Origin of the sequence: Embleya sp. NPDC050154, assembly GCF_044460165.1 — a bacterium.
GTDB lineage: Bacteria > Actinomycetota > Actinomycetes > Streptomycetales > Streptomycetaceae > Embleya.
Window position 1 is genome coordinate 348203 of sequence record NZ_JBITJP010000001.1, and the last position, 19913, is coordinate 368115.

Here is a 19913-nt window from a genome sequence, read left to right on the forward strand (position 1 = left end):
CACGAGTCGATGATGCGGATACCGGGTCGGCGAGCGTCCGACCGCGCCGGCGCGGCTCCCGGGTCCGGCCGCGGGAGCACGGGCTATCGGCGCAGCAGGATGCCCCGGATGAACGCCGCCTGCCCCGCGTGCTGAAGGTCGTCGGCGATCACGCTGACCAGCCGCACGCCCAGGGTGACCGCCGGGGTCCACGCCTCGTCGACCACACGATCCAGGTCCGCGGCCGACAGACCGCGCACGAACCCGATGGTCTGCTCGTGCACCGCGTCGTAGTAGCCGGTGAGCAGTTCCGCCGAGTCGACCCGGACCGCGGCCACCGCCTCGGTGTCGTGGCCGTAGCCGATCGCCCGGACCGGGAAGGGCAGTTCGAATCGACCGTGCCAGTCCTTCGCCGTCCACACCTGTTCCAGGCCCGCGACGTCCGAGACGTGGTCGTCCTGGACCCGGGCCAGATGCCAGATCAGCCACGCGATCGAGTTGGCGTCGGCGTCCAGCCGCTCGGTCAACTGCTTCGCGGTCAGCCCGTCGACCGCCTCGTGCACCACCTCGCGCACCCGACCGAACCCGTCGACCAGTAGCTCCGCGCTGTTCATCGAACTCCTCGCTCCGTCCGTCCCACCCGATCCACCCGACCCGATCGATCCGATCCGACCCGATCGGCCCATCGAGCCCCGCCGCCGCGCTCCGGCGCGGTGCTCGACCCCGTCGACCCTGCTACTCCTGCCCAGCCTGCTCCCGGTCGTACACCTGCCGGGCCGCCTCGATGCTCGGCCCGTGCCGATCGGCCCAACGCACCAGGCCGCTGAGCGACACGGTCAGCTCGCGCGCCACGTCGGTGAGCGTGTACTCGACCCTCGGCGGCACGGTCGGATACACGGTGCGGATCAGCAGTCCGTCGCGCTCCAGCCGGCGCAGATTCAAGGTGAGGACCCGTCTGCTGATGCCCTCCAGCATGCGCTCGAGCTCGGTGAAGCGGATCGGGCCCTCGGCGACGGACACGAGAATGCCGATACTCCACTTGCCCGCGACGTGGTCGAGCGTGCCCACCACCCGACACGCGTTCGCCCAGGTGACCCGATCCGGGTCGGTGTCCGGGAGATCCCGGTCCTCCCGCCCCGGGCTTCGGGCCGCGGGACACTCGGTGACCTGGACGGGTTCGTCGATGTTGCTCCGGGACGTCAAAGTACCTCCTCGCACGAACCGCCATGGTCACACTCGCGGTGGGCCCGGCGGTAATCGCGGGGGGCGGTGCCGGTGAGGGCGCGGAAGTGTCGACGCAGGGCGGCGGGCGAGCCGAATCCGGTTCGGGCCGCGATGCGCTCGACGGGGACGTCCGTTTCGGTCAGCAGTCGCCGAGCCTCGTTCAGGCGGGCGCGGAGCAGGTATCGGAGCGGACTGAGACCGGTGTGGGCGTGAAAGCGGCGGGTGAGGCTGCTGACGCTGGTGCGCGCGTGGGCGGCGAGGTCGGGGACGGTCAGCGGGCGGTGCAGGTTGGCTTCCATCCAGCGCAGGGTGGGTTCCAGACCGACGCTTTCGGTGACCTCGCGGTCGATGGTGTCCCGGACGTCGTCGGCGTAGGTGTGCAGCGGTGTGATGAGTTCGCGGCTCGTCTCGACCGCCACCCGCCGGCCGTGGTCCCGGCGCAGTACGGACAGGCAGACGTCCAGGCCCCCGAAGATGCCCGCCGTCGTCAGGAACGGCCCGTCCTCGACCACGGTGCCCAGTGGGTCGACCTCGATCCGCGGATGCAGATCCGCCAGTTCCTCGGTGTGTCGCCACGCGGTCGTGGCGCGGCGGCCGTCGAGGAGTCCGGTCGCGGCGAGGGTGAACGTGCCGGTGCCGACGGCGGCGATCCGGCTGCCGCGCGCCGCCGCCGCGCGGAGCGCGGCCGTGACGCGGGCGGGTGGCTCGTCGCGATGGCCGTCGTGTCCGAGGACCAGTACGACGTCCGCGTCGGCGAGGCCGTCGAGGCCGAACGGCGTGTCGATCCGGAGCGAGCCCGGGGCGCCGGTGGTGCGCAGTCCGGGGGCCGCACAGAGCCGGACCTCGTACGCCACACCGGGATGTTCACGGCAGGCGGTCCCGAACACCAGTCCGGGAGTGGTGAGTTGAGACCCCGGAACCCCCTCCGAGGCCAGGACGGCGATCACTGACATACCTGGAATCTAGTCCGCGACCGGACGATTTCTCCTGTTCTCGGCCTCGACATCGGTCCCATCCGCATCCGCGCCGTTCGCGGGGACGGCGCGGATGCGGACGGGACCGGGTCGGCCCGCGCCGATGGCCCGGAACGGGGGCCACCGGCGCGGGCCGGGTCACGTCTTCGGGATCAGTGGTTGTGCCGGATCGTCTTGTTGATCCAGTCCTTGTAGACGGTCACGTTGGTGTACAGACCCGGGCCGGTCGCGCAGCCCTCCTTGCCGTCACCGTCGCCCGATGTGGTCCCGATCAGCTCCCAGCGGCCACCCTTGCCGCGCTGGATCTGCGGGCCGCCGGAGTCCCCGAAGCACGCCATGGCCCCGGGCTTTTGGCTGACCGTGCACAACCGGGTCGCATCGGCGCGGCCGAAGCACTCCGCCTCGGAGCCGCGGCGGGTGTCCAACTGCTGGAGCCGGTCGGGGAACACCGCGTGCTCGATGTCCTTGTCGACGGTGGTGCCGAAGCCGAGGATCCGGGTGGGCGTACCGACCGGTCCCGCCTTCTTGGCGATCTTGATCGGCTGCTGGGAGACCGGGCGGTCCAGCCGGATCAGCGCGAGGTCGTCCTTGTTGGGGTCGTCCAGTTTGTAGCCCGGGTGGGTCACGATCTTGTCGATGTTGCGGACCGTGCCTCCGGTGGCGCGGTCCGGGCTGCCGATTCGCACCTTCCCCTCCAGCACGATCGGCAGTTCGGGATCGACACAGTGCGCCGCGGTGAGGACCCACTGCCGGTCGATCAACGTCGCCCCGCACTGGGCGTCGATGCCTGCCGCGACCTCCGGGACCATCGCCATGAACGGGTAGCGCTGCGTCGAGTCCTGCCCGTTGACGATGGCGCCCGCGCTGCCGGCCATCGCCGTCGCGCCGAGCACGACCGCGGCGCCGACCGCCGCCATCGATTTCGCGAACAGGCCGCGCCGCCGGCGCTCGGGGCGGGCGTCGAGCGTGGGCCGAGAGTTCGAAGAGGGCATGTGGTGACCTTTCGAGAGGATGGTGGTGCTGCCGTACACGAGTCGGACGTCCCCCGCGTCCGTCCTCGTCCCACTCATCCTCCGTGGCGCGTCCCCGACGCAAACAGCCGTCTCGATGTCATCCTCGGCTAGATTCCGGACATGCCAGTGATCGCCGTCCTCGCTCTCGACGGGGTCCCCGGGCACCAGCTCACCGCGCCCGGACTCGCGTTCGGCACCGCCGCCCGGCATCACCCTCGGATCGGCTACGACCTGCGGATCTGCACCGCTCCGGGCTTCACGGCGACGGGCGGCCCCGCATCCTTCCACATCGAGACCCCCTGGGGTCTGGACACGTTGGCCGGGCTCGACGACGGCGACACCGTGCTGCTGCCGGGCCACGCGGGCTTTCGTGACGCGCCCCCGGACGACGTCGTCGACGCCCTTCGTGCCGTCGCCGCGCGCGGCTGCCGCATCGGCGCGGTCGGCACCGGTACGTTCACGCTCGCGGCGACCGGTCTGCTCGACGGCCGGCGCGCCGCGACCAGCCGCCGTGACACCGCTGAACTCGCCCGCCGGTACCCGCTGGTCGAGGTCGACCCGGAGGGCTCGGTGGTCGCGGACGGCCCCTTCCACAGTGCCGCCGGGGTGCTGGGAGGCATCGACCTGTGCCTGGATCTGATCACCCTGGACCACGGTGTGCCGGTGGCCATCGAGACGGAGCGGCAGGTCTTCCTGCACCTCCACGACCCGGCCGACGACCTCGCCCGCGGCGCCGCCGACGCGGGGTACAGCGCCTACACACCACCCGGCAGCACCGTCGCGGCGACCACCCGCTGGATGGAGGCCAACCTCCGGCTCCCGCTCACCCTCGACGACATCGCCGCGCACGCGGGGCTGGGCGTGCGCAACCTGACCCGTCGTTTCCGCGCCGAGACCGGGCTCACCCCGCTCCAGTACCTGCTGCGCACCCGGATCCAGCGGGCCCAATGGTTGCTCGAACGCACCGAGGACCCGGTGGAGCGGATCGCGACGCAGACCGGCCTGGGTACCCCGGCCAATCTGCGCCGCCACTTCCAACGTCTGACGGGCACCACCCCGAGCACCTACCGCACGGTCTTTCGCACCTTCGTCGCCGACCTCACCGGGTCGGGTGGGTGATCAGAGCTCGCGCAGCGCCGGGGCCAGCCGGGCCCACTCCGCGCGCGGCAGACCGGTGTGGCCGGGCTCGGTGGTGAGCACCTGGATGCCCACGTGGTCCGCGCCCGCGGCGAGGTGCTCGCCGACCCGGGCGGCGATGGTCTCCTCGTCGCCCCACACCACCAGGGTGTCGATCAGCCGGTCGCTGCCACCGTCGGCCAGGTCGGCTTCGGTGAAGCCGAGCCGGAGGAAGCTGCGCCGGTAGTTGTCCAGGCCGAGGTACAGCGCCGAGGCATCCCGGATCACCGCCCGCGCGACCGTCGGGTCGGTGCTCAGCACCACCTTCTGCTCCGGCGCCAGGAACACCCCCTCGCCCAACGTCTCGCGCGCCTCGCGGGTGTGCGCGGGCGTGGTGAAGTACGGGTGCGCGCCCTGCGCACGATCGCGGGACAGACGCAACATGCGCGGGCCGAGCGCGGCCAGCACGCGCGGGACCTCCGGGCCGTCGGCGTCCAGGGCGTCCAGGTACGCGTTCATCGCGGCCAGCGGCGGGGTGTACTCGATGCCGAGATGGTCGGTCAACTCGACGTGACTCACCCCCAGTCCGAGCAGGAACCGGCCGGGATGGGCCTTCTCGACCGCGGACACCTCGGCGATCGTGTCCGGGTGGGGGAAGGTTCGGATGTTGAGGATCCCGGACGCGACGCCGAGCCGGCGGGAGCCGCCGAGTAGTCGGTTCGTCACCGCGAACAGCCCGTCCACCGGCGCGCCGCCGATCCAGGCACCGGTGAAGCCGAGTTCCTCCAACTCGGCCGCGGCGCCCGCCGCGTCCGCGTCGGCGGCGTACCGGTCGTGGTGTTGCCAGACGCCGATCCGGCCGACTCGCTCGATTGCCCGTTGCGCGTCCATGAGTTCGGTCCTTCCGTCGGTCTTGCGTCGGTCCTCGGTCGGTTTCCGGGGACGGTGGTCGGGACCGCGGCCGCTCCACCGCCGGCGGTCCGGGGCCGGCCCTCCATCCGAAGTCCTCGGCGCGGCATTCTCTTCCCGATCCCGCAGGTCGAGCCGAATCACCACCCGACGGCCTCCGCGTATCGGGGCAAAACGGCCCGTTCGCACCCTATGCCGGTCGACCACGCGCATCGGGGAATGCCTGCAGCGTGGCGCATGCCTTCGGCGACATCTCGGCGTACTCGGCGACCGGTTCGGAGTCCGGCACGATCGCCCCGCCCGCGCCACGGTGACCGTTCCGTCCCGGATCACGGCGGTGCGGATCACCACGCTCAGGTCGGCCGCGCCGGACGCGGAGAAGCAGCCGAGCGCGCCCGAGTACACGCCACGCGGTCCGGATGCGAGCGCGTCGATGCCGTGCCCATCCGGCCGCCCGGCACGAGCGACACCGCGGCCCGGGCCGGGCCCACCTGCGGTTACGGGCCCGGCGCCGGTCCGACGAATCCCGGACGCTCGCAGGCGCGGTCACGCTCCTACTCGCTCCTACTTGGCCTCCGCGTACGTCCCCACCACCGCCGGCATCAGCGGCAACAACACCGGCGTGTCCCCGAACACCAGTGCCCGTGCCTCGGCGGCGGCCTCGGTGATCGCCGCGGCCACCGCCTCGGTGAGTTCGGCGGGGCTGTGCACGATGATCTCGTCGTGTTGGAAGAAGACCAGGTGCGGCCGCCCGGCCGGGGCCGAGTCGTAGCGGGCGAGTCGGCGGCGCAGCGCGGCAAGCAGGGACAGGGCCCAGTCGGCGGCGCTGGCCTGGATGACGAAGTTGCGGGTGAAGCGGCCACGGGCGCGGGCCGAGCGGGCGCCGGCGTCGTCGGTGCGGTCGGCGGCGGGCTCGCTCGTACCGCCCTCGGCGAGATCCAGCCATTCCGACGACGGCGGCGGGCAGGTCCGGCCCAGCCGAGAGCGCACGATGCCGCCCTCCTCGCCGGTGCGCGCGGCGGCCTCCACGTAGCCCATCGCGTCCGGGTACTGCCGGCGCAACGTGGCCAGGAGCGGCCCGATGTCGCCGCTGGTCTGGCCGTACATCGCGCCCAGCAGGCCGAGCTTGGCCTTGGCCCGGTCGCCCTGGAACGCGGCCTTGGCCAGCGCCTCGTACAGGTCGCCGGCGGCGGCGGACCGGGCCAGGCCCGCGTCCCGGGACATCGCGGCCAGGATGCGCGGTTCGAGCTGGGCCGCGTCGGCGACCACCAGCCGCCATCCCGGGTCGGCCACGACCGCGCCGCGCAGCACCCGCGGGATCTGCAGCGCGCCACCGCCGCGCCCGGCCCAGCGGCCGGTGACGACGCCGCCGACCACGTATTCGGGGCGGAACCGGCCGCCCCGGACCCAGGTGTCCTGCCAGGCCCATCCGTGCGCGGCGTGCAGGCGGGCGAGTTCCTTGTACTTGATCAGCAGGTCGGCTGCGGGGTGGCCGATGTCGCGTAGGTACCACGTGCGGGTCGAGGTGAGCCGGATGCCCTGCTCGGCGAAGGCCTTGATCACCTGGGTGTGCGAGTCGGGGTTGAACACCCGCCCGCCGAGCGCCTCGCGCAACCGCTCGGCCAGGTCGGCCAGTCGTTGTGGCGGTGCGCCGGACACGCGCGGGCGCGGGCCGAGCAGTTCGGTGAGCAGCGCGTCGTGCACCTCGACCCGCCAGGGCAGACCGTCGGCGGCCATCTCGGCCGCGACCAGTCCGCCCGCCGACTCGGCGGCGGCCAGCAGCCGGAATCGCGAGCGGCGGGCGGCGTCCTCGATCGCGTCGATCCGGCGCACCTGGTCGGCGTGTACCGCGACCACCGCTTCCAGCGCGTCGGCGCCGGCGGGCAACCGCTGCCGGTCGGGGACGAACAGGCTGTCCTGCGCGTCGGCGGCGCCGATCGGCAGGTCGTCCGGTACGGGCAGGCCCTTCAGGCGGGCCCAGGCCGCGCCCAGCGATCGCGGCTCGCCGAACCGGCCCTCGTGCGCGAGCAGCAACGACTCGACCAGCGCGAGGTCGTGGCAGCGCGCGACCCGGGTGGGCAGCAGCGGTGCGTACGCGCTCTCCGCCGACGCCCACACCCACCTGGGCGGCACCGGAGCGGCCTCGAGGTCGGTGATCGCCGCGACCAGGTCGCGGACCTGCTCGGCGGGCCCGATCGGCACACCGTCCTCGCGCAACGGCCGGAGCCGACCGCCGTGGCCGTACGCGTCGGGTGCCATCGCGACCCGAGGCGCGGCCGGCCTCACCACGCGCCCGGTCGCGGGCAGCCGACCGGCACGTCGCGCGTGCCGCATCCGACTCGCCGAAACCGTTCCAAGGCCGACCTCCTCCCGACGCATCCGATGCGGACGAATCACCCACAAGCGACAGACCCGCCGACCGCCGCACCCTACCCGCCCGCACCGACACCGATCTGCCCACCGGGCCCACGAAGGCGCGCATGGGGTGGGCGCGGGGTGGGCGCGGGGTCGCGGCAGCGCGCGGATTCGGGGGCGTTAGGTTCGTGAGGGCGCCGGTCGAGGCGCCCGGCGAGTGGCGTGTCGTACCGGAACCGATCGGGCGAGATCCTGTCGTCTCCGGTCGTCGCCCGTCGTCTCTCGTCGTCTCTCGTCGTCTCCCTTCGTCCATCCGAGGAGTGTGTTTCCCATGGCTCGTATCCCCACGGCCGCGGTCGCCGCCGGCGGGCTGGTCGGCGGCTATGCCGTCGCCCGCTATACGAAGAAGCGCCCGTTGGGTGGCGCGGTGCTCGCGGCGGCCGGGGCGTTCGCCGCCAAGGGGTGGCGGGAGCGGGCCGGGACGCCCACGGCCGCCGCGTTGACCGGGCTGTACACGGTCGGGTTCGGCGCCTCGCATCCCCTCGCGAAGAAGATCGGCGCGTGGCCCTCGGTGTTCGCGGTGGCCGGCACCGTCGCCGTCGCGTCGTACGCGCTCGCCGACCGCAAGGCGTAGGCCGACGGCGCAACCCACCCGACACCACCGAACCGCCCGCAGGGCCGGGTGGGATCGCGCGGGCGAGGGCACACCGGTCCCGCCGGCGGACCCTCGCCCCGAACAGCCGCGTCAGCAGGCTCGCCGATGGCTCACGGCATGCTCCTCCCCGGTCTCGAAGGCGACGCTCTCGGCCTCGCGCAGCAACGTGATCAGGTCGCTCCGCGCTCTGGCCACCCGGGATCGGACCGTGCCGATCGGGCAGCCCGCGATGGTCGCGGCCTCCGCGTAGCCGAAGTCCAGCACCTGGGTCAGCACGAACGCCTCCCGGCGGGCCGGGTGCAGCGCCCCGAACAGGTCGTCGAGGGCGAGGCCCTCCTCGAAGCCGGGCCGGGAGGTGTCCTGGCGGCGCTCGGCGACTTCGACCCAGTCCTCGACCGCGGCGGTCCTCGGCCGGGCGGCCGCCGCGCGGTAGCGGTCGACGACCGTGCGCCGGGCGATGGACAGCAGCCAGGTGCGCACCGAGGACGCCCCGGTGAAACGGGGAAGTGCCGTCCAGGCGCGCAGGTAGGTCTCCTGGGTGAGGTCGTCCGCGCTCTGTACGTCGGTCAGGTACGCGACGAAGCGCCATACGTCGCGATGCGTGCCCCGGACGAAGTCGTCCACGGCGTCCGGGTCTCCGGCGGCGCCCGCCAGGGCCCGCTCGGTCAGGTCGAGGTCATGCATCGCACACCCCGCCGACGCACGCGCGATGGCCGCGACGTCGATCGAGGGTCGGAGGTCGGCCGGCTCCGGGTCCGGGACGGCCGGGAGGGTGCAGGGAAGTCACGTTCCACGTCCTCGTCATGCGGGCGGCGATCGATCGGCCGGAAGCGGATCGACGCCGAGTTGGTGGGAGGCACGCCCGCCGGAGCCGAGTGCGGCGCGGGAGCCACGGGCCCGGTCTCGACGGCGGTGCGCGAAGCACCCGATGGCGCCCGGGCACACGGCCGGCCCGCTCGGCGCGCGGTGTCGGGTTCGGACACGGCGACCGGCGAGTCGGCGCGGCGGGCGCTACTCGGGTGGCGGGTACGCCCGGGTCCACCGACGGCGACGCAAACGCGTTCTCGGTCGGCGTCGCGGCCCGCGGTGTGGGTGGGTGCGTGCGATCACCGCGAACGTGCGCCGGTGCATGGGCAGCACGATCGCGGGCGCGTACTCGCCCTCACGGACGCCACGCGCCGACGCGGGCGCGGCGCCCCGTCGGGGCGCGGCCCCGCGACACGCGGCGACCACGGACGAATACGCGCGAACAGGCACTCACGAACACGCACTCGCCGAACGGCGTCGGAGGTGGTCGCCGCGCCGAAGCGGGGCGACCACGGCCGGGTCGTACGGACACACGCGGGTCGGGTGGACGGCTCAGGCGAAGAGCGCTGCGGGCGGCCCTCGGCCCGGCAGCGGGCGGCAGACCCACTTCGGTACGGCGCGTTCGCGACGGTGACCCGCGCGCGGCATGCCCGGCAGGCGGGTGGTGACCGGCGACGTCCAGGCGCCCACCAGTGCGAGAACCACGGTGCCCGCCATCGTCGCGAGCACGCGCAGCAGCCGGAAGACGGCCTTCTCACCGTGGCGCAGCCACACACCACAGCCGAGCGCGGCCAGCACGTGCGCGGCGACCATGCCGGTCCCGCCGTGGCCCAGGACGGCGCTCAACGCGCCGTCGTGGTTCATCCCGCCGCCCCCGGCGCCTGCCATGTGGTGTCCGCCGGAGGGCGGGCGGCCGAAACCGGCAGCCTCCGGGGACTGCCCGGCCAGGTTGGGGTCCAGCCGCATCCGGACCAGGAGTTCGGTGACCGACCGGGTCGGCGCGTCGCCGGGTCGGTCGTCGTTGCACAGCAGCACCTGGAGCCACTGGTCGCGGAAGCGGGCCGCGCCGGTCGGTTCGGGGGCCGGTTGGCGGGCCAGCGTGAACAACGTGTGCAGGCCGGCCTGGGCGGCCAGTACCGCGCCCGTGATCGCCCCGAGGCCGCGCTCGCGATCGGCCACGGCCCACGCCAGTACGGCGATCCCGACGCCGGCGCCGACCGGCGCGGCCCAGTGGACCGGCGCGTCGGACATCAACGTGTGCCCGAACAACGCGAGCAGCACGCAAATCACCGCGAACATCGCGGCGCGAACGGCTCGAAGCACTGACCGGGCAGGCATGGTGACGCTCATGCTCCCACCTGCCGGGTACGCGGGAGCCCTCGGGTGCCCGGCCGATTCCCGAACTTCTCCCGAACCCTGCTCGAACCGGACTCGAACGCTCTCGTACAGTGATCTCCCAAACCATGCCCAACCGCCTCGAACTCGACCTCGCGCGCGGTCGCACCTCTCACTCAGGAATCCGCACCTTCGGGGAACCACCGATCACCGCCGGCCGACTACCCGGATGCCCGTCCCCGGTGCCCGTGTCCGATGCCCCTCCTCGAAGGTTGTCCTCGATGTCCGTCCCCGGTGCCGCCGTTGTCGACCGCGGCGCCGCCCGCGCGCCGGAGCCGACCTCCCGCCGTTCGATCCCTGGAGCCCGATTCATGCCCGTGTTCGCCGGCGGACCCGACTCTCCTCGCCGCCGCCTCCGGCGCCTGCCCTTCCTCGCGAGGGCCGCGCATCCCGCCGCGGGTTGGTCCCCGGGGGCGACCCGGTCGACCTCGGCCGCCCGTACGGTGCTCGGCTTCGTCGGCCTCCTGTTGATCCTGTTCGTCGCCGCCTTCGCGGTCGGGCGCCAGGCCGGCCCGGTGGCCCCCGACCTGCACAAGCCCGGTCCGCCCGGTGCCCCGGTGCCGATGGGTGACGAGGGCGGCGGGCACGGCCGGATGGGACTGGGCGAACCGGCCGGTGCGGTGCCCGCCTTCCGGGCCGTCGGCGGTGCGCTGTGACCACCTCGCCCGAACTGGTCACCACCGACGTCACCGTGTCCGGGATGACCTGCGGGGCGTGCGTACATCGCGTCGAACGGCGGCTGGCCCGGTTGGACGGGGTCAGCGCGACGGTCAACCTGGCCACGGGGCGGGCGCGGGTGGTACACCCCGCGTCGGTGCCCGTGGTGAGCCTGCTGGCGGCGGTCACCGAAGCGGGCTACTCGGCGACCCTGACCGCCCCGACGCCCGACCCGACCCGGGCCCGACCGGCCGGCGCCGAGGAGCACGATCGCGGTCGGCGGGATCTGCTGCTGACCGCCGCGCTCGCACTTCCGGTCCTGGTCCTGTCGATGGTGCCCGCGTGGCAGTTCACCAACTGGCAGTGGTTGTGCCTGATGCTGGCCGCGCCGGTGGCGACCTGGGGCGCATGGCCCTTCCATCGACGGGCCCTGCACGGGCTGCGCTACGCGGGCGCGACCATGGACACCCTGGTCAGTCTGGGAGTGCTCGCCGCGTTCGGGTGGTCCCTGTGGGCGCTGTTCGTGGGCGACGCGGGTGAACCCGGGATGCGGATGACGGTCGACCTGCTCCCGTCCGCGGCCGGCGCCGAGGCCCACACCTACCTCGAAGTCGCGGTGGCCGTACCCCTGTTCGTCCTGTTCGGCCGCCGACTGGAGGAGCGGGCCCGGGTCCGCACCGGGTCGGCCGTACGGGAGTTGGCGGCGCTGGTCCCGGACGAGGCCGCCGTACTGCACCCGGGCCGGGGCGGCCGGGAGGTCGAGGTCACCGTGCCCACCGCGTCCTTGACGGTCGGTCAGGTGTTCGTGGTACGCCCGGGCGACCGGGTCCCGGCCGACGGGGTCGTGGTCGAGGGTCGATCCGCGCTCGACGTGTCCCACCTGACCGGGGAGAGCCGGCCGATGGAGGTCGGGCCGGACGACCCGGTGCCCGGCGGAAGTGTCAACGAGGGCGGCCGGTTCACCGCGCGTGCCACGGCGGTGGGCGCGGACACCCGGCTCGCCCGGATCGCCGCGTCGGTGGAGGAGGCCCAGGCCGGCAAGACCGACGCGCAACGCCTGGCCGACCGGATCGCGGGCGTGTTCGTGCCGTCCGTGCTCGCGACGGCGGTGACCGTGTTGGGCTTCTGGCTCGGCGCGGGCGGTGACCCGCAGGCCGCGGCCGGCGCGACGATGGCGGTCCTGGTGGTCGCCTGCCCGTGCGCGCTGGGCCTGGCCACCCCCACCGCGATCCTGGCCGCGACCGGGCGCGGCGCCCGGATGGGTGTATTGATCCGCGAACCTGCCGGGCTGGAACGGCTGCGCCGGGTCGGTGCCGTCGTGGTGGACAAGACCGGCACGCTGACCACGGGCGGCATGAGCCTGCTGCGGTACGAGCCCGCCCCGGGGGTCGATCCGGGCGAACTGCTGTCCCTGGTCGGCGCGGTCGAGGCCGCGTCCGGGCATCCGATCGGTCGGGCCGTGGCCCGGGCCGCGACCGAGCGGGTCGGACCGCTGCCGGCCGTCGCCGACTTCGCGGCCGAACCCGGCACGGGCGTCCGCGGGTTGGTCCAAGGGGCGCGGGTGGCGGTGCTGCGGCCGGGAGCCGAAGACGTGACGTCGTTGCCGGCGAACCTGCGCGCGGCGTTGTCCGCGGCGGACGCGGCCGGGGACACCGCCGTGCTCGCGACGGTGAACGGCGTGCCGTCCGGGGTGCTGGTGCTGGGCGACTCGGTACGCCCCGAGGCGGCCGGCGCGATCCGGGCGCTCGACCGGCTCGGCGTCACGGTGATCCTGGCCACCGGGGACCGTCCCGGGCCGGCGCGTGCGGTCGCCGACGCGGTGGGGATCGACGAGGTGCTGAGCGAGTTGGACCCGCACGACAAGGCCGAACTGGTCCGGGGCCTGCGGCAGGACCAGCCCGGACGGGCGATCGCGGTGGTCGGCGACGGCATCAACGACACCATCGCGCTGGGCGAGGCGGACCTGGGCATCGGCATGGGCGGTGGTACGGCCGCCGCGATCGGCGCCGCCGACGTCACGCTGGTCGGCGACGACCTGGCCGCGGTCGCCGACGCGATCCGGCTCTCCCGGCGGACGACCGGCACCATCCGGGCCAACCTCGGTTGGGCCTTCGGCTACAACGTGGTGCTGATCCCGGTCGCGGCGACCGGGCTGCTCAATCCGATGTTGGCCGCCGCGGCGATGTCGGTCAGTTCCCTGGCGGTGGTGAGCAACAGCCTGCGGCTGACCCGATTCCGCGCCGACCGCCGCCTCGACGACCCGAAACGGGATCCGAAGTGAAGCCTCTCGCCCTGCTCAAGACGGTCGCGGGCCCGCTCGTGGCGGCGGCCCTCGCACTGACCCTGCTCACCGCCTGGACGGCCGCGGGACAGGCGGGCACCGCACCGAGGTTGTCGATCAGCGACGGCCGCGTGCATCTGGCCACCAACGCCGACGCCACCTCCGCGTACTTCACCATCCGCAACTCCGGCGCCGCCAACGACGAACTCGTCGGCGTGAGCACACCGATCACCACCGACGTGGGCTTCAGCTTCCACACCTACACCGGCTACGCGGGCCGGATGTGGATGACCAAGTCCCTCCCGATCCCGGCCAAGGGCCTCCTCGGCATGACCGCGAGCGGCGCCAACATCATGCTCGGCACACCCCCCGAGCTGACCCCCGGCCAAACCATCCCCTTCACCCTCCACTTCCGCCACAGCCCGCCCATCCACACCACAGCCACGGTAATCCGCCCCGGCACCTGGACACCGGCAAAAACCACCTGACCAACACGGAACCCCGCGATCCGCAGAGACCTGAGGCGGGGCCGCAGCCAACCGGCGGAGGGGACGGCGGGGGCGTGGCGCGAAGCCGGCAACAGGCAGCGCCGAGCCTGTGGCAACATCGCCTGGCGCACGGCGAGTACGGCCGACGGCGGGCTGTGCGTTGGCGGCGGGGCGGGTGCGTGACGTGGGGCGTGGCGGGGTTGGATTCGCGGTGGGTGGCGAGGCCGGGCGTCTGCTCACCGAGTACGCGACGCTGATCGGCGCCCACGCCGCCGCCGCCGAGACCGCCCTGGCCGACCTTCGCGCCGGGCGCACCGGTCGGATCACCATCCACTACTTCGCCACCGTCGGAGCCGTGCTGGTGGCTCCCGCGCCGGCCGCGCTGCGCCGCGAACACCCCGGCGTGCAGGTCCGGTTGAAGCTGTCCGATCCGAGGCGTCCGCTGTCCGAGGTCCGGGACGGCCAGGCCGACATCGCGCTCGTGGTCCGCCCGGACGACCGCCCGTCCGTCGACGGGCTGCGCTTGGTACACCTGCTCGACGTCCGCTATCGCGCGGTGCTCCCGAAGGGTCACCGGCTGGCCGCGAAGCCCGTGCTGGAACTGTCCGACCTGGCCGAGGAACAGTGGGTCGCGAGCGAGTCGCCGGGCCCGTGCCTGGACGTCCTGCTCGACGCGTGCGGCGCGGCCGGCTTCAGCCCCGAGTTCGTGGTGGAGAGTCAGGACTACGCCACCGCCCAGGGCTTCGCCGCCGCCGGCCCGGGTATCGCGCTGGTCCCCGAATCAGCTCTGGAAACCCGTCGATCCGCGACCGTCGTCCGCCGGATCCGCAACCCCGAACCGATCCGCAGGATCTACGCGGCGGTCCGCGAGTCCGCGCCTCCGCAGCCCGCCCTGCGCGCCTTCCTCGCCGCATTGCACGACGCCGCGTCCCGCTGAGCCGACACCACGCCCGTCGACCAGACACCACGTCCACGGATCGACGCGCCGCCCCACCCCACGCGCACGCGGGACAGCCCCGCGTGATGCCCACAAATCCATGGGAATTCACCGCCGGAGCCGCCTATGACCACACGTCCCGATGGGGATGCTCATGGGTGGGCGCGACGGTGGGGGCGCGATGCAATCTGCAAACGTGGGCACGAACAGCAAGACGGGCACCGGCGCGGACACCGCCGCCCGCACCGCCCCCGGCGGGTCCCTCGCCCGGCTGGCGCGCGACGCGCGGGCGCGAGAACGGGAGTTGCGTCGCGAATGGGACCAGGCCCGCCGCGTGGCGATGCGATACGAGGCCGCGTCGCAGGCGGAACAGCGAGTCGTGGCACACCTGTTGATGCTGACCGGCTACGGCTGGCGGCCCGCCGTCGACCGCCGATGGCCGGGAACCCGCACGGCCAACGTGGACCTGCTGCTGGTCGGGCCCGCCGGGGTGTACGTCGTCGACGTCAAGAACTGGCGCGCCGCGCCGAACATCCGAAACGGCACCCTGTACGCGGGAGATCGGCCGCGGGCCGGCGAGACCGCGAAGCTGCTCGCGATCACCGCGATCGCCGAGGAGGCGATCGCCACGCTCGGCGTCTCGCCGGTGGCCGTCGTGCCGATGATGGTGTTCGCCGGCCATCGCGTCGACGCCGGCCTGGGCCGGATCCGACTGCTCGGCGAGACGCAGGCCGCGCCCGATCTGTTGGGGCGACCGGCCCGCCTGGACCCGGAATCGGTGACGGCGATCGCGCGGCACCTGGAGCGGGTGTTCCCGGCCTACGAGGACCCCACCGAACCCTCGACCACACCCGTGACCACGACCCCGCCCCCGTCGACGACGGCGGTCGCGCGTACGTCCCCACCCGGACCACTCGACGCGTCCTTCGATCCGAGGGAGTTCGCCGCCGCCACGCTGCGGGCCGCACGGCTCGGGCCGATCGAACGCTGGATGACCTACCTCGATCCCGGCCAGTGCGCGCTGGTTCGGGCCGACTGGCCCGGACCGGCCCGGATCACCGGCCCCGCGGGCACCGGGAAGACCGTGGTCGGCCTGCATCGCGCCGCCTACCTGGCCCAACACGGCACCGGCCGGGTGCTGTACGCGACCTTCACCGCCAACCTGCCCCGCGTACAACGCACGTTCCTGGCCACGATGGCGCCGGTCGCGGTGGACCGGGTGGACTTCAGCGGCATCCACGCCTGGGCGCTCGCGTTCCTGAACGGACGTGGCGGCCCGCCGCGTGAACTCGACCCGACCCGGGCCGCCGCCGCCTTCGACCGGGCCTGGGCGGAGGTCGGTCGGGGTGGACGCCTGTCCACGCTCGCGGCCTCGGCGGGCTACTGGCGCGACGAGATCGATCACGTGATCAAGGGCCGTGGGATCACCACGTTCGACCGGTACCGGCGGCTGCCCCGACCCGGGCGGCGGACCCGGTTGACCCGCGCGGGCGACCGCGAGGCGGTATGGCGGTTGTACGAGCGCTACGAACGGCTGCTGCGCACGGAGCAGGTGTGCGACTTCAACGACGTACTCGCCGCCGCGCTCCGCGAGGTGCTGCGGCGCGGGCGGCAGCCTGCCTACGCCTCGGTCATCGTGGACGAGGTGCAGGACCTCTCGCTGGTGGGCGTACGCCTGCTGCACGCGCTCGTCGGCGACGCCGCCAACGGCCTGTTGCTCATCGGGGACGGCCAACAGGCCGTGTATCCGGGCGGTTTCCGGCTCGCCGAGGCCGGTGTCACGATCCCCGAGGAGCGCACCCACGTCCTACGCCGCAACTATCGCAACGCGCCCGGCATCGTCCGCGCCGCACTCGCGGTGGTCGGCGCGGATGGCTTCGAGGACCTCGAACACGGCCGCGTCACCGGCCCCCGTCCCCTGGAACTCGACGGCGGCGCGGGCAACGCAGACGGGCCGGGCGAACCGGCGCGCGAGGTGGTCCGGGTGCATCGCGCGACGGTGGCCGCGCACGACGCGGCTCTTCTCGCCGCGTTACGGGCCGACCCCCGCGCGTGGCCGGACACCGCGGTGCTGTGCCGCTCCCGCGCCGAGGTCGGCCACTACACGGACCTGATCGAGCGGGCCGGGATCCCGGTATGTCTTCTGGCGCAGTACGAGGGTCGGCCGACGGCGGGAGTCAAGATCGGCGGCTACGTCCGCGCCAAGGGGTTGGACTTCAAGCACGTACTGCTGCCGAGGTACGACCCGGCGCGGCCCGGCGGCGCCCGGGGCGGCACCCGCGGCGGCGGCGACGCGGCCCGCGAGCGGGCGGAACTGGCCCGGCGCAGGGTGTTCGTCGCGATGGTCCGGGCCCGGGACACGCTGTGGCTCGGCCAGGTCGGCACACCCGCGCCGCGGACCCGCACGGCGACGCCCGGCCGCTGAGGTCCGACGCACCGAACGGCGGGACGTGCCGAAGCGGGCCACCCCCGCATCCCGCGCCACCCGGACCCGCCCTGCGATGAACTCCCACCCGATCGGGGACAATGAACGGATCATCCCGAGCGCGCGACGGAGCGGCGGCTCGCGGCAGCCCGATCCGGCAGGAGTCCCCACACCGTGTCCGACCAGCGCGAACCCGCCGTACCCGGCCGAGACCCGGGCCTCGTCGAGGAACGGGCCGACAGCCTCCGCGCGGACTGCGCGAACTGCTTCGCGCTGTGCTGCGTCGCGCCCGCCTTCGCCGCCTCCGCGGACTTCGCCATCGACAAGCCCGCCGGTCGGGCCTGCCCCAATCTCCGGGCGGGCGACTTCGGCTGCGGCGTGCACACGCGCCTGCGCGACATCGGCTTCTCGGGCTGCACCGTCTACGACTGCTTCGGCGCGGGACAAAAGGTCGCCCAGGTCACCTACGCGGGACGGGACTGGCGCCGGGCGCCGCACACCGCGCAGCAGATGTTCCGGGTGTTCCCGATCATGCGGGACCTGCACGAGTTGCTCCGATACCTGCACGAGGCGCGCTCGCTCCCGGCCGCGCGCCCGATCCACGGCGAGTTGCGCAGCGCGTACCAGGACACCGAGCGCCTCACCCTGGGCGAGCCCGCCGAGCTGCTCCACATCGATATCGGGGCGCTGCGGCAGCGCCTGAACCCGCTGCTCCTGCGGGCGAGCGAGTTGACCCGCGCGGGCGTCCCGGGCAAGAAGAAGGAGCGCCGCGGCGCCGACCTGATCGGTGCCAGGCTGCGCGGCGCGAACCTGCGCGGCGCGAACCTGCGTGGGGCGTACCTGATCGGCGCCGACCTGCGCGGTGCGGACCTGCGCCTCGCCGACCTGATCGGCGCCGATTTCCGCGACGCGGACCTGCGCGGCGCGGACCTCACGGACGCCCTGTACCTCGTCCAATCCCAACTCGACGCCGCCAAGGGCGACCCACACACCAAGCTCCCCGCAACCCTCACCCACCCCGCCCACTGGACCCCGTAACCTTTGCGCCGCCCTTGCCGTGGATCGTGTCCGCGTCGAGTTTCCCGGGCGTGCCGGTGTGTCGGTTGTACGGGGCCAGGTCGTGGGCCGTGCCCGACCGGCCACGAGCCGTCGGCGGTGGGCGGGGGCGGTGGGCCGTCGCCGGTGGATCCGCCCCTCAGCCGCCGTACGTCCGCCGCACCTGATACACCCCGGCCGCCACCCGATGGGAACGAGCCCGGAGCATCGGCGCGATGCGGGCCGGCCACACGGTCGTCCGGGACCACACCACGCCCGCGAGCGGGCCCGTGTCTACCAGGTCCAGTCGGGACAGATCCGCCCCTGACGCGTCGACCGCCTCGGCCCGGACCTCTTCCTCCATGGCGATCGCGAGCCGTACCGCCGCCGCGACGGCCTCCGGTACGGCGAGCGGATCACATCTCGCCGGACCGTCCGACCCGGGTATCTCGCGCAATCCGCCCTGGATCGCCTGCAACGCGCGCCCGCTCTCCGCCAGGGCCGTCCCGAGCGCGTCGACCAGCGCGATCACGCGTGGGGACACGGGAGGGGGCAGGTGGGTGAGCCGCCTGCTCAAGCAGCGTGCCTGCCCGGCGGCCAGGGACAGGGCGATCAACACCTCGAGCCGGCGCGCTCCCAACCCGTTCCGAGGCGACGCGTCGAGGATCCGGAAGGCGCGCCGCGCGGCCTCCCGGTGTGCCAGTGCCCGCTCGCGGATGTCCCGCGTTCGCGCGCGCAGCACGATCGCGGTCTCGACCGGGCCGCGACGCGGCACGACTTGCGGTTCCGGACCTGCCGAGACACCGCGTTCGAACTCGTACAGCGCGCGGCTCATCGCGTCGCCGAGCCGGATCCAGGCCCGCCCCTCGGTCCGCGGATCGACGGCATCGTCGGCACCCGACAGCGTCCACAAGTCGCGCTCGGTGAACGTGCGTCGCTCCTCGTCGGAAATGCTCATCGAGCCGCCTCCTGCTGTCGCATGTCTCGAACCGCAAGCCGAACCGCACGTCGAACCAGAGGGCCGAACAGAAAGAGGCCGCGCACAAGTCGAGCATGAACCGAACACGAATGCATACATCGAGCACGAAAAACGGCCAGGAGGCACCGGACGCTCGGCGCGAAGTCGCGGAACGACCGGCCCGGCCGGCGTGAAAGCGGGGATGACAAAGGCACTTTATGAGCAAAGCTGCATGCTTGGCCTCGTAGTTCACGGTATCAGCCGGTGGATGGTTTCCTCCATGCATACGACACCCACAGTTACCCGGCGAATCTCCCGCGTGACCTTTGCCCGCCGGGCGCACGCAGGGCGTACGTCGAGCGCGCTTCGAGCGCGAACCGCACAGCCGGGTCGTGAGGCGCCGGTCCCGGCTGCCTCGCGCCCGCACTACGGGCGCTGAACGTGCAGGCGCACCATCGGGGCCACCGGGCGCACGCGCTCGATCCGGCCGAGGCCGAGCGCGCGACCTCGACCGGCTACCCGCCGGGCAACGCGCCTTCGGGGTAGGCCAGTCGGCGGTCGCGGCGGCGGGCTGCGGGACCGTCAGGCCGCCCTGGTACACCTGCGCGAGGCCGCCCGGGCGCCGGCTCGCTCGGCGGGCGACGCGGCGGGCATCGGGCTCTACCACCACGCGACGCCGGCCCACCAGGAAGCCGATGCGCTCGC

At 73.5% G+C, this 19913-nt stretch carries 17 protein-coding genes and 1 pseudogene; 8 read left to right on the top strand and 10 right to left on the bottom strand.

Annotation, left to right across the window (positions count from 1 at the left end):
- Nucleotides 1-83: 83 nt before the first annotated feature.
- The 4 genes from ACIBSV_RS01570 to ACIBSV_RS01585 form a co-directional block, all read right to left on the bottom strand.
- Nucleotides 84-593 (bottom strand): DUF664 domain-containing protein, encoded by a 510-nt coding sequence (locus tag ACIBSV_RS01570; RefSeq protein WP_395858872.1) that lies wholly within the window; start codon nucleotides 591-593, stop codon nucleotides 84-86.
- A 121-nt stretch (nucleotides 594-714) separates the two neighbouring features.
- Nucleotides 715-1050 (bottom strand): winged helix-turn-helix transcriptional regulator, encoded by a 336-nt coding sequence (locus ACIBSV_RS01575; protein WP_395859313.1) that lies wholly within the window; start codon nucleotides 1048-1050, stop codon nucleotides 715-717.
- 128 nt (nucleotides 1051-1178) lie between these two features.
- Nucleotides 1179-2156: a GlxA family transcriptional regulator gene (locus ACIBSV_RS01580; RefSeq protein ID WP_395858873.1), complete on the bottom strand. Its 978-nt coding sequence runs from the start codon at nucleotides 2154-2156 to the stop codon at nucleotides 1179-1181.
- Between the two features lie 173 nt (nucleotides 2157-2329).
- On the bottom strand, nucleotides 2330-3169 hold the full coding sequence (locus ACIBSV_RS01585) for a S1 family peptidase (RefSeq protein WP_395858874.1): 840 nt from the start codon (nucleotides 3167-3169) through the stop codon (nucleotides 2330-2332).
- Between the two features lie 141 nt (nucleotides 3170-3310).
- Here ACIBSV_RS01585 and ACIBSV_RS01590 point away from each other — a divergent pair, with 141 nt between their 5' ends.
- Nucleotides 3311-4309: a GlxA family transcriptional regulator gene (locus tag ACIBSV_RS01590; RefSeq protein WP_395858875.1), complete on the top strand. Its 999-nt coding sequence runs from the start codon at nucleotides 3311-3313 to the stop codon at nucleotides 4307-4309.
- On the opposite strand, the gene ACIBSV_RS01595 is transcribed toward ACIBSV_RS01590, so the two are convergent.
- The 3 genes and pseudogenes from ACIBSV_RS01595 to ACIBSV_RS01605 form a co-directional block, all read right to left on the bottom strand.
- Nucleotides 4310-5197 carry a TIGR03620 family F420-dependent LLM class oxidoreductase gene (locus ACIBSV_RS01595; protein ID WP_395858877.1) on the bottom strand — a complete coding sequence of 296 codons (888 nt, stop codon included), beginning with the start codon at nucleotides 5195-5197 and terminating at the stop codon, nucleotides 4310-4312. It abuts the gene before it with no gap.
- Nucleotides 5198-5533: 336 nt separating this feature from the next.
- Nucleotides 5534-5755: pseudogene (locus ACIBSV_RS01600) on the bottom strand (chorismate-binding protein); the annotation flags it as partial.
- 24 nt (nucleotides 5756-5779) lie between these two features.
- Nucleotides 5780-7474, bottom strand: a complete 1695-nt coding sequence (locus tag ACIBSV_RS01605; protein WP_395858878.1) for a bifunctional 3'-5' exonuclease/DNA polymerase — start codon at nucleotides 7472-7474, stop codon at nucleotides 5780-5782.
- 427 nt (nucleotides 7475-7901) lie between these two features.
- Here ACIBSV_RS01605 and ACIBSV_RS01610 point away from each other — a divergent pair, with 427 nt between their 5' ends.
- Nucleotides 7902-8204, top strand: coding sequence for a hypothetical protein (locus ACIBSV_RS01610; protein WP_395858879.1), 303 nt, complete (start codon nucleotides 7902-7904; stop codon nucleotides 8202-8204).
- Between the two features lie 111 nt (nucleotides 8205-8315).
- Here ACIBSV_RS01610 and ACIBSV_RS01615 read toward each other — a convergent pair whose 3' ends face one another.
- On the bottom strand, nucleotides 8316-8909 hold the full coding sequence (locus ACIBSV_RS01615; protein WP_395858880.1) for a sigma-70 family RNA polymerase sigma factor: 594 nt from the start codon (nucleotides 8907-8909) through the stop codon (nucleotides 8316-8318).
- A gap of 675 nt (nucleotides 8910-9584) precedes the next feature.
- Nucleotides 9585-10382, bottom strand: coding sequence for a hypothetical protein (locus ACIBSV_RS01620; protein WP_395858881.1), 798 nt, complete (start codon nucleotides 10380-10382; stop codon nucleotides 9585-9587).
- 356 nt (nucleotides 10383-10738) lie between these two features.
- Here ACIBSV_RS01620 and ACIBSV_RS01625 point away from each other — a divergent pair, with 356 nt between their 5' ends.
- From ACIBSV_RS01625 to ACIBSV_RS01650, 6 genes are all read left to right on the top strand, one after another.
- Nucleotides 10739-11083: a hypothetical protein gene (locus tag ACIBSV_RS01625; RefSeq protein WP_395858882.1), complete on the top strand. Its 345-nt coding sequence runs from the start codon at nucleotides 10739-10741 to the stop codon at nucleotides 11081-11083.
- A 44-nt stretch (nucleotides 11084-11127) separates the two neighbouring features.
- Nucleotides 11128-13365, top strand: a complete 2238-nt coding sequence (locus ACIBSV_RS01630; RefSeq protein ID WP_395859314.1) for a heavy metal translocating P-type ATPase — start codon at nucleotides 11128-11130, stop codon at nucleotides 13363-13365.
- Nucleotides 13362-13853 carry a copper chaperone PCu(A)C gene (locus tag ACIBSV_RS01635; RefSeq protein ID WP_395858883.1) on the top strand — a complete coding sequence of 164 codons (492 nt, stop codon included), beginning with the start codon at nucleotides 13362-13364 and terminating at the stop codon, nucleotides 13851-13853. Before ACIBSV_RS01630 ends, ACIBSV_RS01635 begins: the two co-directional genes overlap by 4 nt.
- A gap of 211 nt (nucleotides 13854-14064) precedes the next feature.
- Entirely contained in the window at nucleotides 14065-14790 is a 726-nt protein-coding gene (locus tag ACIBSV_RS01640; RefSeq protein ID WP_395858884.1) for a LysR substrate-binding domain-containing protein, read from the top strand.
- Between the two features lie 196 nt (nucleotides 14791-14986).
- Nucleotides 14987-17215, top strand: coding sequence for a UvrD-helicase domain-containing protein (locus ACIBSV_RS01645; RefSeq protein WP_395858885.1), 2229 nt, complete (start codon nucleotides 14987-14989; stop codon nucleotides 17213-17215).
- Between the two features lie 174 nt (nucleotides 17216-17389).
- Nucleotides 17390-18253, top strand: a complete 864-nt coding sequence (locus ACIBSV_RS01650; protein ID WP_395858886.1) for a pentapeptide repeat-containing protein — start codon at nucleotides 17390-17392, stop codon at nucleotides 18251-18253.
- Between the two features lie 157 nt (nucleotides 18254-18410).
- Here the strand turns inward: ACIBSV_RS01650 and ACIBSV_RS01655 are convergent, their stop codons facing one another.
- Nucleotides 18411-19208 (bottom strand): hypothetical protein, encoded by a 798-nt coding sequence (locus tag ACIBSV_RS01655; RefSeq protein WP_395858887.1) that lies wholly within the window; start codon nucleotides 19206-19208, stop codon nucleotides 18411-18413.
- Between the last annotated feature and the right edge of the window lie 705 nt (nucleotides 19209-19913).